This is a genomic window from Cohnella sp. OV330 (assembly GCF_900112065.1).
Lineage (GTDB): Bacteria > Bacillota > Bacilli > Paenibacillales > Paenibacillaceae > Cohnella.
This window is the reverse complement of sequence record NZ_FOKE01000009.1, coordinates 86608-102471: the sequence shown is the minus strand read 5'-3', so window position 1 is coordinate 102471 and position 15864 is coordinate 86608. Positions and strand designations below refer to the sequence as shown.

At 62.7% G+C, this 15864-nt stretch carries 14 protein-coding genes and 1 pseudogene; 6 read left to right on the top strand and 9 right to left on the bottom strand.

Features of this window, described 5'->3' with window-relative positions; all coding sequences use genetic code 11:
* The first annotated feature begins 62 nt into the window (after positions 1 to 62).
* A complete protein-coding gene (locus BM235_RS20705; protein WP_090116143.1) occupies positions 63 to 566 on the top strand; it encodes a DinB family protein in 504 nt (167 codons plus the stop codon).
* Between the two features lie 168 nt (positions 567 to 734).
* Here BM235_RS20705 and BM235_RS20700 read toward each other — a convergent pair whose 3' ends face one another.
* The 4 genes from BM235_RS20700 to BM235_RS20685 form a co-directional block, all read right to left on the bottom strand.
* Complete coding sequence (locus BM235_RS20700; protein WP_090116142.1) at positions 735 to 2531, bottom strand: ABC transporter ATP-binding protein; 1797 nt, start codon at positions 2529 to 2531, stop codon at positions 735 to 737.
* 175 nt (positions 2532 to 2706) lie between these two features.
* Positions 2707 to 3546: a stalk domain-containing protein gene (locus tag BM235_RS20695; protein ID WP_090116141.1), complete on the bottom strand. Its 840-nt coding sequence runs from the start codon at positions 3544 to 3546 to the stop codon at positions 2707 to 2709.
* Between the two features lie 183 nt (positions 3547 to 3729).
* On the bottom strand, positions 3730 to 4974 hold the full coding sequence (locus tag BM235_RS20690) for an MFS transporter (protein WP_090116140.1): 1245 nt from the start codon (positions 4972 to 4974) through the stop codon (positions 3730 to 3732).
* A 50-nt stretch (positions 4975 to 5024) separates the two neighbouring features.
* Positions 5025 to 5480, bottom strand: a complete 456-nt coding sequence (locus BM235_RS20685) for a CBS domain-containing protein (protein WP_090116139.1) — start codon at positions 5478 to 5480, stop codon at positions 5025 to 5027.
* 158 nt (positions 5481 to 5638) lie between these two features.
* Between BM235_RS20685 and BM235_RS20680 the strand changes: the two genes are divergently transcribed.
* Positions 5639 to 6067: a MarR family winged helix-turn-helix transcriptional regulator gene (locus BM235_RS20680; protein ID WP_090116138.1), complete on the top strand. Its 429-nt coding sequence runs from the start codon at positions 5639 to 5641 to the stop codon at positions 6065 to 6067.
* 338 nt (positions 6068 to 6405) lie between these two features.
* Here the strand turns inward: BM235_RS20680 and ychF are convergent, their stop codons facing one another.
* Positions 6406 to 7506 carry a redox-regulated ATPase YchF gene (ychF, locus tag BM235_RS20675; RefSeq protein ID WP_090116137.1) on the bottom strand — a complete coding sequence of 367 codons (1101 nt, stop codon included), beginning with the start codon at positions 7504 to 7506 and terminating at the stop codon, positions 6406 to 6408.
* A gap of 155 nt (positions 7507 to 7661) precedes the next feature.
* Positions 7662 to 8639, bottom strand: coding sequence for a DUF6612 family protein (locus BM235_RS20670; protein WP_090116136.1), 978 nt, complete (start codon positions 8637 to 8639; stop codon positions 7662 to 7664).
* Positions 8640 to 8752: 113 nt separating this feature from the next.
* Between BM235_RS20670 and BM235_RS32135 the strand changes: the two genes are divergently transcribed.
* The 4 genes from BM235_RS32135 to BM235_RS20655 all read left to right on the top strand — a co-directional run bounded on the left by BM235_RS32135 (position 8753) and on the right by BM235_RS20655 (position 12742).
* Complete coding sequence (locus BM235_RS32135) at positions 8753 to 8896, top strand: hypothetical protein (RefSeq protein WP_177244262.1); 144 nt, start codon at positions 8753 to 8755, stop codon at positions 8894 to 8896.
* Between the two features lie 317 nt (positions 8897 to 9213).
* Entirely contained in the window at positions 9214 to 9780 is a 567-nt protein-coding gene (locus BM235_RS20665; protein ID WP_090116135.1) for an RNA polymerase sigma factor, read from the top strand.
* Positions 9777 to 11336: an ABC transporter substrate-binding protein gene (locus BM235_RS20660; protein ID WP_090116134.1), complete on the top strand. Its 1560-nt coding sequence runs from the start codon at positions 9777 to 9779 to the stop codon at positions 11334 to 11336. Before BM235_RS20665 ends, BM235_RS20660 begins: the two co-directional genes overlap by 4 nt.
* Positions 11333 to 12742, top strand: coding sequence for an ABC transporter substrate-binding protein (locus BM235_RS20655; RefSeq protein ID WP_090116133.1), 1410 nt, complete (start codon positions 11333 to 11335; stop codon positions 12740 to 12742). The genes BM235_RS20660 and BM235_RS20655 overlap by 4 nt, the downstream gene beginning before the upstream one ends.
* Before the next feature lie 29 nt (positions 12743 to 12771).
* Here BM235_RS20655 and BM235_RS20650 read toward each other — a convergent pair whose 3' ends face one another.
* From BM235_RS20650 to BM235_RS20640, 3 genes and pseudogenes are all read right to left on the bottom strand, one after another.
* Positions 12772 to 14043, bottom strand: a complete 1272-nt coding sequence (locus tag BM235_RS20650) for a molybdopterin-dependent oxidoreductase (protein WP_090116132.1) — start codon at positions 14041 to 14043, stop codon at positions 12772 to 12774.
* On the bottom strand, positions 14030 to 15133 hold the full coding sequence (locus BM235_RS20645) for a sensor histidine kinase (RefSeq protein WP_090116131.1): 1104 nt from the start codon (positions 15131 to 15133) through the stop codon (positions 14030 to 14032). The genes BM235_RS20650 and BM235_RS20645 overlap by 14 nt, the downstream gene beginning before the upstream one ends.
* Positions 15130 to 15851: pseudogene (locus tag BM235_RS20640) on the bottom strand (response regulator transcription factor). Before BM235_RS20640 ends, BM235_RS20645 begins: the two are co-directional and overlap by 4 nt.
* Positions 15852 to 15864 lie beyond the last annotated feature (13 nt).

Sequence of the window (15864 nt, the reverse complement as noted above, 5' to 3'; positions counted from 1 at the left end):
CGTACAGCGCGACCGTCTTCACGGACAGGCGGCAGCCGTTGATCCCAGGGAGGATGATGGTTATGTTTACGAGTATCGAAAGCTTCAATCAGGAGTGGGAAAGCGTATCCGCCGGCACGCGCCGGCTGCTGGAGGCGTTGACCGACGAGTCGTTGTCCCAAAGCGTGGGCGAAGGCTTCCGGACGCTGGGCCGGCTTGCCTGGCACTTGACCTACAGTCCGTACGAGATGCTGGTGCGCACTGGCCTTACGCTGCCGGCGCCTGGCGACGAGCATGTCGTGCCGGCGTCGGCCGCGGAGATCGCGGCCGCCTATGCGCGGACCGCGGGCGAGGTCGCCGAGGCCGTGCGCGGGCAGTGGACGGACGCCAATCTGACGGAGATGAACGACATGTACGGCGAGCAGTGGCCGAACGGCCTGACGCTGCGCGTCGTCATCCAGCACGAGGTGCACCACCGGGGGCAGATGACCGTGCTGATGCGCCAGGCGGGCTTGCAAGTACCGGGTCTTTACGGACCCTCGCGAGAGGAATGGGCCGACATAGGCATGGAGCCGCCTGTCGTCTGAAGAGGAGAGACGAGATAGCCGATTTTTTCGGCTATCTCGTCCCCACTAACCTCGTTTCCGGCTCCGTTAGCCGATTTTTCCGGCTATTTCAGCCCCGCCAACCTCGTACCCGGCTATCTCGCCCGCACCCCATTCCCGCTTCACTCCCGCTCCTCCCCTTTAACCTACTTACTCCGCAGCCCCCGCCGGCGTCTCCGCGAACTGCGTGCGATACAGCTTGGCATAGAGACCATCCCGCTCCAGCAGTTCCTCGTGCGTGCCCAGCTCGACGATGCGGCCGCGGTCCATCACCGCGATGGTATCGGCGGCGCGGACGGTGGACAGGCGATGCGCGATGGCGATCGTCGTGCGGCCGGCCATCAGGCTGTCGAGCGCCTCCTGCACGTACGCCTCCGATCTGGAGTCCAAATGCGAGGTCGCCTCGTCCAGCACGAGAATGCGCGGATTTTTCAGAATCGCCCGCGCGATCGCGATGCGTTGACGTTCGCCGCCCGAGAGCCGGTGGCCCCGCTCCCCCACCTTCGTGTCGTAGCCTTGCGGCAGTCCCGCGATCACGTCGTGAATATAGGCCTGCCGGCAGGCAGACTCCATTTCCTCAATCGTAGCGTCTTCTTTGGCGAACCGAAGATTGTCTGCGATCGTGCCGTAAAATAAAAAGGGCTCCTGCGTCACGTAACCGATCTGCTCGCGCAGCGACGCTAGCGTCACGCCGCGAACGTCCCGCCCGTCGATACGCACGGTCCCCCGCGTCGGATCGTACAGCCGGCCGACGAGGCCAGCCAGCGTCGTCTTGCCCGCGCCGCTCGGCCCTACCAATGCAAGCAATTGCCCCGGCCGCGCGGTCAGGTCGATCTCCTTCAGCACGGCCGCTCCGCCCGACGCGTACGCGAACGATACGCCTTCGAACGACACCAGTCCGCTTCCCCGCTGAAGCGGCTGGGCATCCGGCTCGTCCGCGACCTCCGGTTTCAGATCGAGATATTCGAAGATGCGCTGGAAAATCCCCATCGCGGCGGACAAGTCGAGATGCATGCCGAGCAGGCCGGACACCGGCTCGTACATGCGACCGGTCAACGCGGCGAACGCGATGACCGAGCCGATGGACAAGCCGCCATGGATCACGAGCCAGCCGCCGTACAAATAGACGATCGCCGTCGCCACCGGATTGGACACGCCCGCCGCCATCCCGTACCATCGGCCGATGAGGCCGAGCCGCAGTTCCATGCTTTTCACCGTGTCGTTCATCTCGCCGAACTTGCGGACCTGCGCCTCTTCCCGGCCGTAGATGCGGGTCAGCAGCGCGCCCGATACGCCGAACGTTTCCGAGAGATGGGAGGACATCTCGCCTCGCAGCGTTTGGACGCGCAGCCGGAGCGACTTGCGCAATGCCCCGATTCTTCTGGCAGGCAGCAACAGCACCGGAATAACGACCATCGACACGAGCGCGAGCCGCCAATCGAGCCGAAGCAGGATGACGACGGTCGCGACTAGCGTGACGGCCTGCGTGATCGCCGTGACGATCGTGCCCGTGATGGCGCCCTGTACGGCCTGCACGTCGCCCGAGATGCGCTGGACGATCTCGCCCGTCCGCGACCTCGTGAAAAACGACATCGACTGCCGCTGCAAGTTGCGGAAGAGCCGATCGTTCAGATCCCGCATGACGCTCTGGCCGACTTTATTGTTCAGGTGGGTCTGCCAGACGTTCAAGACGCCCTTGGCCAGCGGACTCGCGGCCATGAGACCTGCGAATAACAGCAGAAGTCCCGCGTCCTTTTGCGGAATCGCTTGGTCGACGAGCTCTTTAGTCGCGAGCGGAGCCGCCAGCCCAGCCAGGGTCGCCGCAAGTGAGAGCAGCAGGATAAACGTCAACTGGCCGACGTACGGCCTGAACAACATGAGAACCCGGGACAGCTTGACGTCCGACAGTTTTGCGCCTGCCTGGTGATTTTCGCTTAATCTTCGCATGGTCGCATAGCTTCTTTCCGATCATCCATGATAATTGCCTTGTAGCTCGATTATAGCAAGATCGGCGCGGCCTCACATCCGCTTGCCCCGACAGGATATTCGACTGCCGTAAACACTCGCCCGAAAAAAGAACGGCCCCCGTCGGGACCGTTCCGCTTAACCTATTCCGCTGAAATTAATTCGCGTCCGCCGGCAGCACGACGATCGTGTCCGCTGCGCTTTGCGGCGGAATGCTGCGCGTCGTCGCCGGGCCGTAGTATGCCCGCACCTTGTCGCCGACCTTGATATCCTCGGCCTTGACCGGCTCGCCCATCGAAGTCACGATCAACGTGTCGGCGCCGACGTTCAGCACCAGATTAGAGACGGCGGCATCGCCCGTACCCGAGCCGAGCTGAATCTGCCAGCCGCTGTCCGTCTTGTTCACGGCGCCGACTTTATCTTCCTTGATCGACCGTTCGCCGAGCAGCGTGACCTTGGCCGCATGCGATTGGCCCGGGAAGCTCAAGGCGACCATCGGACCGTATTGGACCGCGACGCGCGAGCCCGCCTTGATGTCGGCGGCCGTCTTGGCGGCGCCGGACTCGTCCACGATGACCGTGTCCTTGTCAACCTTGGCGATGATCCAGTCGAAGGTACCCGCGGAGCCTTTGCCCATGACGCTCAAGCTCGTCAGGCCGTCAGCCGTCTGCGCGTCCGTCACTACGCCGGTATTCAGGATGTAGTCCACGGGCGCCTGCTCCTCCTTCTTCGGCGTCAAGTCGAACTGCTTGGCTTGTTGATTCCAGGTAAGCTCGTAGCCCAGAGCGCCTGCGGTATCGCGCAGCGGCACGTAGGCTTTGCCGTCGATGTAGACCGGCTGGATAGAGCCGTACGCGGCTCCGTTGACGGATACGTGAATGTCGGCGCGCAGGAGGCCGCTGACCTTCTGCGTAAGGCCTGAAGCGCCGGCGACCGCGGCAGCGCCGAGAATGCCGGCGGCGGTCAGAACGATAACGGATTTCTTTTTAAGATTCATGAGTGATGCTCCTCTCTAGGTTGCGTTGCCTTAACGCTATGCTGCTCCATTCGCGGCGGCGATAAAGGCAAGTTATGCAAATCCGCACATTCCCCAAGACGAGCCCCCTACACGAAAGGTTGCACGGAAGCAAAAAACGGCCGTTTCCCGAATAGCGGGGAAACGGCCGAGATCGACGACGGGTCAGTGCGCGCCGGCTCTGTCGACGTGCTGCAAGTGGCGTTGGTTCAGCATGATGACGACGACGGCTGCCAGCACGAAGGCGCCTCCGACGACGAACGGCACGTGCGGGTCGTACCATTCGGCGAGCTTGCCGGCGAAGTAAGGCGCGATCGCGCCGCCGATGAAGCGCAGGAAGCTGTACGCGGCGGAAGCCGTCGGACGTTCGACGGGCGCGGCGTTCATGACCGCCGTCGTGATGAGCGTGTTGTTGTTGCCCAGCAGCGCGCCGGCGAACACGATCGCGCCTACGACGACCCACTCGGTCGTCGTCCAGATGCCCATCGCGAACAGCACGAGGCCGAACAGCGTCAGCATGGCGTACATCGACTTGAGCGTGCCGAACTTGCGCTGGAGCACCGGTGCCATGAATACCGAAGTAACGGCAAGCAGGACGCCCCAGCCGAGGAAGATATAACCGAGACCGTGCGCGTCATAGCCGAAGTAGTGATCCAGCACGAGCGGCGCATAGGCCAGCAAGGTGAAGAAGCCGAAGTTGTAGAGACATGCGCCCAGGCCGAACACGAGCAGCGAGCGATGCTTCAGCGCGCGAAACGGATCGGCTAGGGACGCCTTGGGACGACCAGCCGCAGCCGCAGGCTTCTTCGCCTTAGGCATCGTAAGCGCAAGCGAGACGAAGGCGACGACCATGAGCACGGCGACTCCGAAGAACGGGCCCCGCCAGGAGATCGATCCGAGCTCGCCGCCGATGAGCGGCCCGACCGAGATGCCGAGGCCGATGGCCGCTTCGTACAGAATGATCGCCCGGGCGACGCTGCCCGTCGACAGCGTGACGATGGCGGTCAACGAGGTCGCGACGAACAGCGAGTTGCCGAGACCCCAGCCGCCGCGCAAACCGATCAGCGCCCAGATTCCGTTGGAAGCGCCGCCCAAAGCGGCGAATATCGCGATAATGACGATACCGGCCAACAGCGTCCCTTTCATGCCGAGACGGGATTGAATGACGCCGGTGATGAGCATCATGACGGCCATGACGGCATTATAGCTGGTGAACAGCAACGAAACCTCGCTCGGCGAAGCTTCCAGTTGTTTGGCGATGGCGGGCAGGATCGGGTCGACGAGACCGATGCCCATGAACGCGATAACGCAGGCGAAGCCGACCGCCCATACGGCGCGCGGCTGCTTGAGCAAGCTTCCCTCCGGCGCCAACGGGGACGCGGCAGGGGCAGCTTTTGATGTGGATGACATGAGGCGATAGCTCCTTTAGATATGAAGTGTGAACAGTGCGGCGATTCGTCTTACAGCAAGTTCTCGAACGCATGGCGAACGACGTTGCCGCGGCTGATGATGCCGACCAGCACGCCGTCCCGTTCCACCGGCACCTTTTTGATCTGTTTTTTGCCCAGCATGGCCGCGATATTCTCGACCTCGTCGTCCCACATGGCCTTGACCACCTTGGTCTTGGCGATGGACATGACGTTCAGGTCCAGCAGCCTGCGAGCGCGTTCTTCGAACTGCTCGTTATCCCCTTGGATCAGGATGGATGCGTAAAAAAAGTCGACGTACCGGTCCTCGTGCTTGCCGATGTACCGCATGACGTCGCCGTCGCTGACATAGCCGACGATCTCGTTGCGATCGTTGACGACGGGCAGCCCGCTGATCCCGTGCTCGATGAACCTTTCGATCACGCGGCGTACGGTGTCGCTCTCTTTGACCTTGTACACTTGCTTGATCATAATGTCTTGAGCTAGCATGCGAAGCCCCTCCATTTAGTTGTATTGCAAAACTAAACATTTAAGTGTATTATACAACTACTTTGCGAAAAGTCAATCCCTATGCCACGGCTCGAGCTTGAAATGCGCGCGGCTTATGGTACGATGAGGAACAGAAAAGCAGCAAGGTGGTGAGATCCGTGAGTCACGAAACGAATACCAGCATCGAGCTAGAGATCGCCCTTCTGATTCGCCGTCTCACTTCGATCTCGACCAGCCGTAAGTTCGGAACGCTCGATCGTTCCGCCTATTTGCTGCTCGGCCAGATCGAATCGCACGGCTCCGCCGGCGTCAAGGCGCTCGCGGAGGAATTCCGCCTCGACATCTCCACCGTCAGCAGGCAGACGTCCGCGCTCGAGCAAAAAGGCTACGTCTACAAAATGCCCGATCCGGAAGACGGCAGGGCCTACTTTTACCAGCTCACGGACGAAGGACGCCGCATGCTGGAGGAGACGCGCCAGCAGCGCACCGAGCGAATCGACGAGCTGCTGAAGGACTGGTCCGAGGACGAGCGAACCCGCTTCGGCGAGCTGCTCGCCAAGTTCAATCGGACCTATCTGGACGATTAGCGCTGCTCCTATTGTATTCAAAAGCTTCGCAAGTTATTGGGCGGCATGCCCGATACGGGGCGGCGTAGCCGAGAGGATGCTCGGTTGGCGAGTTTGCGAGGCTTAGTTGTGCGGTAAAACCGCGTAACTCGCGGCGGTTGCCGATCCTGAGGGGGAGTTGCGCGGCAAAACCGTGTAACTCTCAGCGGTTGCCGGTCCAAGGGCGCAGTTGCGCGGCAAAACCGCGTAACTCGCTTTCCCTCCCGCACTGCCTGCAGCATCAACCGCCCCATCCTCTTTACGCGAAAAAGCCCGGGCATCCCGCCCGGGCTTCTTCATGCGCTGTGCAGCGCCAACTACTATACGTTAAACCGGAAATGCATGACGTCGCCGTCGGCGACGACGTATTCCTTGCCTTCGAGGCGAAGCTGGCCCTTTTCCTTGGCGGCGTTCATGGAGCCCGCGCCTACCAGGTCTTCGTACGACACGACCTCGGCGCGGATGAAGCCGCGTTCGAAGTCGGTGTGTATAACGGCGGCCGCCTGCGGCGCCTTGGTGCCCTTGCGGATCGTCCAGGCGCGCACTTCCTGCACGCCGGCCGTGAAGTACGTGTACAGGCCGAGCAGCTTGTAGGCCGCCCGAATGAGACGATCGAGGCCGGACTCGCTCAAGCCGAGCTCCTCGAGGAACATCTCGCGGTCCTCGCCCTCGAGCTCGGCGATCTCGGACTCGACGCGCGCGCTGATCGGCACGACCTCGGAGCCCTCGGCCGCCGCGAATTCGCGTACGCGCTGCACGTACTCGTTGCCGTCGGCGTTCGCCGCTTCTCCCTCGCTCACGTTGGCCGCGTACAGTACCGGCTTGATCGTCAACAAGTGCAGGTCGCGCACGAGCAGGCGCTCTTCGTCCGACAGCTCGACGCTGCGGACGGGCTTCTCTTCGAGCAGCGCGGCGTGGATGCGCTCGAGCACCTCGACCTCTTGGGCGTACTTCTTGTCGCCGCCCTTCATGTTCTTGCGGGAGCGATCCATGCGCTTCTCGACGGAGTCGATGTCCGCCAGGATCAGCTCCAGGTTGATGACCTCGATATCGTTGATCGGATCGATCTTGCCCGATACGTGGGTGATATTCTCGTCGACGAAGCAGCGCACGACGTGCACGATGGCGTCGACTTCGCGGATGTTGGCCAAGAACTTGTTGCCAAGGCCCTCGCCGCGGCTCGCGCCCTTGACCAGGCCGGCGATATCGACGAATTCGAACGCGGTCGGCACGATCCGGTTAGGCGTAACGATATCGGCGAGCTTCTGCAGGCGCTCGTCCGGAACTTCGACGACGCCGACGTTCGGGTCGATCGTACAGAACGGATAGTTGGCCATCTCGGCACCCGCTTGGGTGATGGCATTGAATAAAGTCGACTTGCCGACGTTGGGCAGGCCGACGATACCACAGGACAGTGGCATTCGCTATACACTCCTGACTTCGCGCGGCCCTCGCGGAGTAGCGCCGGACGGCCGTTCACGGTTCAATTATACTTCAGACATTATAACGGAAGGCCGGGACCTGCGTCCACCTAACCGGCAACCTCGGCCTTCAAACCAACGTCCTCCGCCGATTCTCAATACGAGTCCAGTCCCTCCAGCCCGTCCAAATCGTCCAGCGTCCCCAGATCCCCCTCCGTTGCCGCCGGATCGTCGATCGGCGGATCGAGCTCCGGCGCCTCGAGCGCCGCCTTCGGCACCGCGATCGCCTCGGTCGCCCCGTGTTTCGCATAGGTGCCTTCAAATAATTGGCTCAGCTCGGACGGCAAGCCCGGCTCGTATTCGATCGTCATCTCCGATTCGACGCGGTAGGCGAGCGGCAAGTGCGTGGCGGCGTCTAACGTAAAACTGGCGGACAGCGACTTCAGCCGAATGCTGCGCTGCACCTCTTCGTCCAAACTGTCCAGGTCGAGCGTCCCCTCCAAAATGTGCTTGAGAAACGCCAGCGCCTCCGGCCCTTTCCCTTCATATCGGACAACGTCGCGCCCCGCCTCGCTAACGGAAGAAAGACCGGCGCCGAGCGAAGAGGCGGAAGCTAACGCCGCCGCGGGATCGGACTGATAATCGGACAGCGTCCGCGCGATATCCGCGGCCTGCTCGCTGGACAGCTTGCCCCATTCTTCCAAAGAAGGGTCGTACACATAGTAGGCGTTCGGCACGAGGATCGCGCGCAGCGTGGACTTATCCCCGTCCTGGACGCTGTCGATCGTCTGGTCGAGCTTGAGCGGGGAACGCTCGACCTTGCCCGCATTGGTCACCTCGAACACCGAGTCGGCCGCGGCTCCTCCGCCCAGCTTTTGAACGAGATGAAGCGTAAATGCATAGCGCCCGACGTCCGACATAGCCGCGCGGGCTTGCTCGATCAAAGCCGCAGCGTCGCCGGCGACAGTCGTGCCCGATAATGGCGCATCTCCGTTTTCCCTTTGCTCCGCGACCCCAGATGGAGCGGCGACCGGCTCGGCGGGCCCCGCGCCGCCGCAGGCAGTCAGCGCGAGCGCCGCCGCGAAGACGATGATAACTACGACGAACGACAGTCGCTTGGATCGGCGTGACATGATGGATAACAGCCCCTTTAATTCGGTTAACCTATGCTGCGCGAGGCGCTGCGGCCTTTGCCGGCGGTCGCCGCTTCGCCTACATTTTCGAACGAGCCCAAGGAGGGATTCGCATGGAGAACGACAGCCATAAAGGCAATTACAAGGGAACGAAGGCGATGGCGGCCAAAAATCAAGACATGGCGTTCGTAAACGACACGCTGGAGAACACGAAGTCCGTGGCCCCGACGCCGCAGAAGAAGAAAAAGACCGACTGACGCTGCCCGGTCCATTCGATACGAATCCCGCAGAGCGGCTTCTATGCCGCTCTGTTTGCCGTTCCCGCCAAAAGTCTCTCTACCCTACCATACCCCCGCCTCCTCCACAACGATCAAACCGACAAAAAAATTCGACAAGTCGAATAGGGAACTTTTACCGGCGCCCGTCGTTCCTTAGATGTGCCGGCCGCACGATCATCGGGCAAAGGAGAATGCGAAGCGGTCTTCCCCGGACGGCGCCGGAAGGCTACTATGAAAAATAGAATGCACAGGGGCTCCGGAACGGCTGCGGCCGTCGAGGAGAAGAGGTGGATGCGTTGGATCACGATTATTTGAAGCATATGACCGGAGGCGTCGACCGCGACGCCGTGCTGGAGGAGCTCATGCTCACTTACGGCCGCGACGTGTGGAATTACGCCTTTTTCATGACCGGCAAACGGGAGACGGCCGAAGATATCGCGCAGGACGTATTTATCAAGGCGTATCAGAGCTTGCATACGCTACGCGGCGAATCGGGCGCCCGCGCCTGGCTGCTGAAGATCACGCGCAACACGGCGCTGGATCACTTCAAGTCGGCCTGGTATCGCCGCATTCGCCTGCCGGCGGTCATGCCGGTGCGCGAGTCGCAGATGTCCGCGGAGAACGAATGGCTCGGCTCCTATCGACAGCGGGAAATCTGGCGAACGGTCATGGAGTTGCCGCGCAAGCTGCGGGAGAGCCTGCTGCTCCAGGCGCACCACGGCCTGAGCATGGCCGAGATCGCCGAGCTGCTCCAGGTGTCGGAAGGAACGGTCAAGTCGCGCATTCACAGGGCGCGGGCCGCGATGAACAAGAAGTTCGAACACGGGCGCGAAGACGACGAAGAAGGGAGCGGGCGAGCATGAAGGACGATCGCGACCGCTGGGAACGCACGCTGTCGGACCTGCCGCTCGGCTCCGGGGGCTTCGGCACCCCGACGATAAAAAAAGTGAAGGAGCGCATCAAGATGCTGGAACGACGCGCCAGGCGTAGACGACGCGCCGCCGCGGCCTCCGTCGTCGCGCTGCTGATCGCGGGAGCCGTAGTCTTCCGGGGCGAGCTGACAGAGCTATTTACGCACGAAGAAGCGGCAAAGCCGGTCATCAGCGACGCGGAGACGACGACGCTGAACATTATGTATTGGGACAACGGCGGCTTCATGTCTTTGTACGGTCAGCCCTTTATTATCCGGCATCCGTCGGTCAGATTCGAATATTCCGAATACCCGGGCAAGAGCGCCAATCTGCTCAACCTGACGCCGGGCATCGACACATTCAAGGCGCAGCTGCAAAAGAGCCAGGCCGACCTGGTGCAGGTCCCGCTCGCCTACTTGCCGGAGTTGTCGGCCGCGGGTCTGCTGAAGCCGCTGGATACATGGATGAAGCGGGATAACGTATCGGATGACAGCTGGCAGACTGCCGTCAAGAATACCGTGCGCGAAGCCGGCGGCGGCGGACTGTACGGGTTCGCCCCCGAATTCACGGGATTCGCGCTGTACTACAACCGCAAGCTGTTCCGGGAAAACGGCGTACCCGAGCCGACGGACGGCATGACGTGGGCAGAAGTCATGAACTTGGCGGCGAGGTTCGAGGGCTTGAAAAAAAACGAGAAGCCGGTCTACGGCGTCAGCTTCGGCTACAATTCGGCGATCTGGTTCGAAGCCAATCTGATCGGAAGCAGCCAGGGGCTGCGCCTCGCCGACGCCAAACTCAAGGAGGCAACGGTCGACACGCCCGCGTGGACGACGCTGTGGACGAAGCTGGCGGCGGGCCATCGGGAGGGCTGGATCAGCAACGAGCCGGCGCTCAAGTGGGAGGGCAGCGTCGAGATGAAGGAGCTGTACGCGCACGATCCGTTTCTGAACGGCCGTTCGGCGATGACCTACGCCTCGAGTTCCTATCTCAACAACATCTCCCAAGCCGGATCCGCTATGGGCCTCGGCGAGCAAGACTGGGGCGTCTTGTCCCCGCCCACTGACGAAGGGGCGCGCGGAACGGACGGCGCTTTCGAGGTCCCGTTCGTGTTCGCCATTCCAGAAAAATCCCCGCATGCGGACGCCGCTTGGGAGCTGCTGAAATATATCATGAGTCCGTCGCAGGCGAACCGGTTGGTTCGGTTCCCGCACGGGGACTCCCTGCCGACCGTAGCGGCGGACGCGGCGGCAGACGACGCGCGGTCCTCCGTATTCTACCGCGCCGCCGTCGATCCTTCGCGCGCGCTTGACGCCGCCGCGCGGAATTCGGATCCGGCATACAAAAGCGTTGCCGGCGTCGTCTGGACCGAGGCCAACGACAGGACGCAGAACCTGGACGACGGCGAGCTCGACGTGCCCGCGCTGCTCAAGGCGCTGCAGGCCAAAGCCGAGCAGGCGATCCGCGCCGCCTCCGCGGGCGGTCAAGCCAAGACGGAGGCAACGCCATGAGGCGGCTTGCCGCGCTGATGGCGCTCTCCGTCCTGCTTGCAATCGCCGCAGGGTGCACGAAGAGCGCGCAAACCCAAGACCTGCCGAAGACGCTCACCGTCGCCTGCTGCCAGAACTACACGTACGACATGCAATTCAGGGACTTTATCGAAGCCGGCTTCCCCGACTGGGACGTCCGCTTCGTACCGATGCAGGCGGACAACGATTATAAAGCCTACGACGAAAAGACGCTGGCCGCCTTTATGGACAAAGAAAAGCCGGACCTGCTCATTTTGAACGTCCCGGACTACAGCCTGATGCGCAAAGCGGATAAACTCCAGAACCTGGAGGAATGGGCCGCGCAGAAGAAAACGAAGCTGAACGATGCCGTGACGCCGGGCGTGCTGGATTTCCTTCGCGGCGAGGAAGGCGGCCCGCTCTACGGGATCGGCCCGGGCTTCCACGCCAGCGCGATGTATTACAACAAGAATATATTCGATCGCCTCGGCATTCCCTACCCGACGGACGGCATGAACTGGGAGCAGACGATCGCGCTGGCCGACCGCGTCATGCAGGACAAGCGGCTTGAAAAAGGCGAGGTCGGACTGCATATCCCTTGGCTCCGCGGCCCGTTCGACCTGCTGCAGCGTATCGCCGGCAACGAAGGGTTGACCTACGCGAACGCCAAGACCGGCGCGGTCACCTTTGATTCGCAGGGCTGGGAGCGTCTGTTCAAGCAGGTCGCCGCCGCCTACAAGCGCGGCACGTTCGTCGCCACTTGGCCCGAGGCGAGGGAGTCGGACGGCCGGACCTACTATGATCAGGCGGCGATGGAGGCGGTCGATCTCTTCAAGCAAGGCAAAGCGGCGATTACGATCGACGACGACAATCTGATGACGAATCTCAAGTCAGGCAAGCCGAAGTTCGATTGGGGCGTCGTCACGGCGCCCGCCCGCAGCTCCGACCCCGCCTTCGGCGGAGAGCTGCAGATGTACGAGGTGTTCGCCATCCCCGTCTCCGCGTCGCACGCCGAGGAAGCTTGGGAGGTACTCTCCTATTTCATGTCGGCGCACGTCGGTCAAGCCAAAGCCGCGCTCGGCGGCACGCTCGGCGGCATGGACTTGTCCGTTCAGGCAGACTATCCCGAGTGGAAGCAAGACCCGGACTACAAGCCGTTCTACGCGCTGCGGCCGACGAATACGATCGATCGTTATTATTATGGCGAGCCGCAAGGGCCCGGCAGCTTCGACACCTCGTTCGCCGAGCTCGTGAACGGGCATATCCGAAACGTGGTGGAGAACAAGGAAACGGAAGACAAGGCGTTCGGGGCGATCCAGTCCGGGGCGGAGGCGCTCATGAAAAAAGCGCTGTCGGAGGTTCAAGCCGACGGCGCGGACGAGACGGACAAGGCAGGCAAATCCGAATAAACGGAGCGGGAGCGAAAGGGTGAAGGCGATTAGGCCTTCACCCATGCGTCGTTGTCGTAGCCCCGTTCTTCCCAATATCCGATATGGGGCCGGTCGATCAGCTCGATGCGGTCCAGCCACTTCACCGATTTGTACGCGTACATGCCCGGCACGATAAGGCGGACGGGACCGCCGTAATCCCGGTGAATCGGCTTGCCGTCGTGGAGCACGGCGACCAGGACGTCCTTCATTCGCGCTTGCTCGAGGGAAAGGGCGTCCGTATATTCGCCGTCTCCGGAGTAGAACTTCACGTACTGCGCGCTCGCTTGCACGCCTGCCGCGTCCAGGATCTGCGAGAGCGGGATGCCTTCCCAAGTATTGCCGTACACCGACCAGCCGGTGACGCAGTGAAAGTCGCTGACCTGTACCTTGCGCTTGATCGCAAGAAATTGTTCCCATGTCCACGTCGCGGGCTTGTCGACCAGGCCGTCGACCGTGAAGCGCCAAGTATCCGAGTCGAAATGCGGGAGCGGCGTCACCGTGTAGAGGCGGAAGCTGCCCTTCGCGCCGCCGCCGATGACGTTCGCCGAGTCCGGCAGCGGCTGCGGCGCAGGAAGCATACGGTTCGCATCCGTCTCGTCCGCGGCGATGCTGCCCGAGCCGGAGGTCAGACTCAGGCTGCCGCCCATCCAGCGGAAAAAGGACGGCAGCACCGCGGCGGCCAGCGCCACGCCGACCGCGCTCCGGATGAACTGGCGGCGCGTCATCCACGGCTGCGGGCTCGCGGCCGGATGCAGACCGCCGGCATACGGACGCTTCGTGTCCGAGCCTGCCGCTGCCGCAGCCCCCTCATCCGTTCGAACGGCGCGCCGCTGCGGCTTTTTCGCCCAACGCATTCGGGTGATCGAGTGATACGCCGCGTACGGCAAGCCCACCCACGTCAACAGATCGTGGACGACAAGCGCGTTCGTCGCCCAGCGGGGCGGCAGGTGGCGCAGCTGCCAGAGCACGATGCCCGACGCCAGCCAGCCGAGCAGCAGGAAGACGACGAACGCCAGATTGCCTCGCTGCCCTTGCCTGCCCCGAAGCTGCTTCAGATGTCGCTTGAGCAGCGGCGCGTAAAGGACGAGCACGATGCCCGTGATGAGACCGATGTAGATGTGGAGCTGCTTGATCCAGACGCGCCCCTCGCCCAGCCATCCCCTCGCCGCGCCCCACGACAGGATCAATCCGCTGATCGCCAGCACGACGACCAGCCATGCATTCCAGCGGTGCAGCTCCGCCAGCTGCTTGCCGAAGCCCGCCCGTTTACGCTCCTTCATCTTCGTCCCTCCTCCGTCCGAGGGCCGCACCGCTTCCGGCGTCGGCCAGCTTCAGCGTAAATCGAAATTCGCTTCCTCCGTCGCCCGCAGGCGCCACGCCGATCTCGCCGCCGTGCCGCTCCGTCAGCGACCTGGCGATCGAGAGACCGAGACCGGCGCCCCCGCTCTCGCGTCGCCTGCTTCGATCCGAACGGTAAAAGCGCTCGAAGATTCGCTCCCGCTCCTCCTCCGGCACGCCGTCCCCTTCGTCCCTGAGTGCGACCGCGACCATGCCGCTGTCCCCGATCGTCGCCCGCCATTCGATGCATCCTCCGTTCGGGGAATGCCGAATCGCGTTGTCGAGCAGATTGGCCGCGATCCGACGCAGCTCGCTCTCGACGCCCCACACGACCGGAGACGGTTCGGGGAGCCTTACGACGACCTCCAGATTTTTCTCCTCCAGCTTGGGCCTGTAGACGTTCAACGTATCGATCAGCACGTCTTCGAGCGCCGCGGGCCGAGGCTCAAAAGGGTCTGCGCCGGCGTCCAGCTTCGACAGATCGAACAGATCCTGGACGAGACGCCCGAGCCGTACCGATTCTTTTCGGATCACCTGAAGGTAATCGCCACGCGCGTCCTCGTCGTCGACGACGCCGTCCAGCAGCGCCTCGGAGTGGGACTGCAGCAGCGCGAGCGGCGTGCGCAGATCGTGCGCGACGTTCGCCACGAGCTCCCTGCGCGATGCCTCGGACTTAGTCAGCCGGTCGAAGCTGGCTTTAAGCTGCCGGCTCATCGCGTTGAACCGTTCCGCCAGCAGTCGGAATTCGGCTGGTCCTACGATCGGCACCTCCGTGCCGAGCTCGCCGGAAGCGATTCTGCCGGACGCTTCGCCGATCCGGTTCGCCGCGCGGGCAAGCGGCATGACCAGCACGAAGTGGAGGATGAACGACAAGCCTCCGGCCAGCAGCGTGGCCCCGCCCAGCCAGATGAACGTCGGCGCGCTGAGCAGCATGCGGCTGTAGCAATAGAACAATACGGCTAAAATAGCGCCCAAACTGACGGCATTGGATATCAGAAGATAGGTGCGCAGCCTTACCGTCCGGCCCTTCATTCGGCGGGCTGCCCTTCGAACCGGTAGCCGATGCCCCATACCGTTTTCAGCCATGCCGGCTTGGACGGGTTCGGCTCGATCTTCTCCCTCAGCCTGCGCATGTGCACGGTGACCGTGGTCGAATCGCCTTCGAACGCGATGTCCCACACCCGGCTCAGCAGCTGACTTCTTGAAAAGACCTGTCCCGGATGGCGCGCGAACCATTCGAGGAGATCGAACTCGATAGCCGTGAGCTCCACGACCCGGTCGCCCGCCTTCACCTTGCGCTGTGCCGGATAAAGGGAAAGGCCTTCGAAGTGAAGGCCTTCTTCCCTTGGCGCCGGCTTGTCGGCGGGTTCCGCGGGAGGCGCCGCGCGGCGCAAAATGTTGCGTACGCGCAGCACAAGCTCCCGTGGACTGAACGGCTTGGTCAAGTAATCGTCCGCGCCAAGCGTCAAGCCGAGCAGCCGAGCAGCCGATCGCTCTCCTCTCCCCTTGCGGTCAGCATGATGATCGGCACGTCCTCTTCGTCGCGAACGGCGGTGCAGACGTCCCAACCAGACATGCCCGGCATCATGAGGTCGAGCACGAGCAGATCCGGGCGTCTCGACCGCCAGAGCCGCAGCGCCTGATCGCCGTCGTCCGCGACGAGCACCTCGAACCCTTCGCGTTCCAGATATCTGCGGCAGACGTCGGTAATATCCCGCTCGTCGTCCGCGACCAGCACCGTTGCTGCCATCCAGATCTCTCCT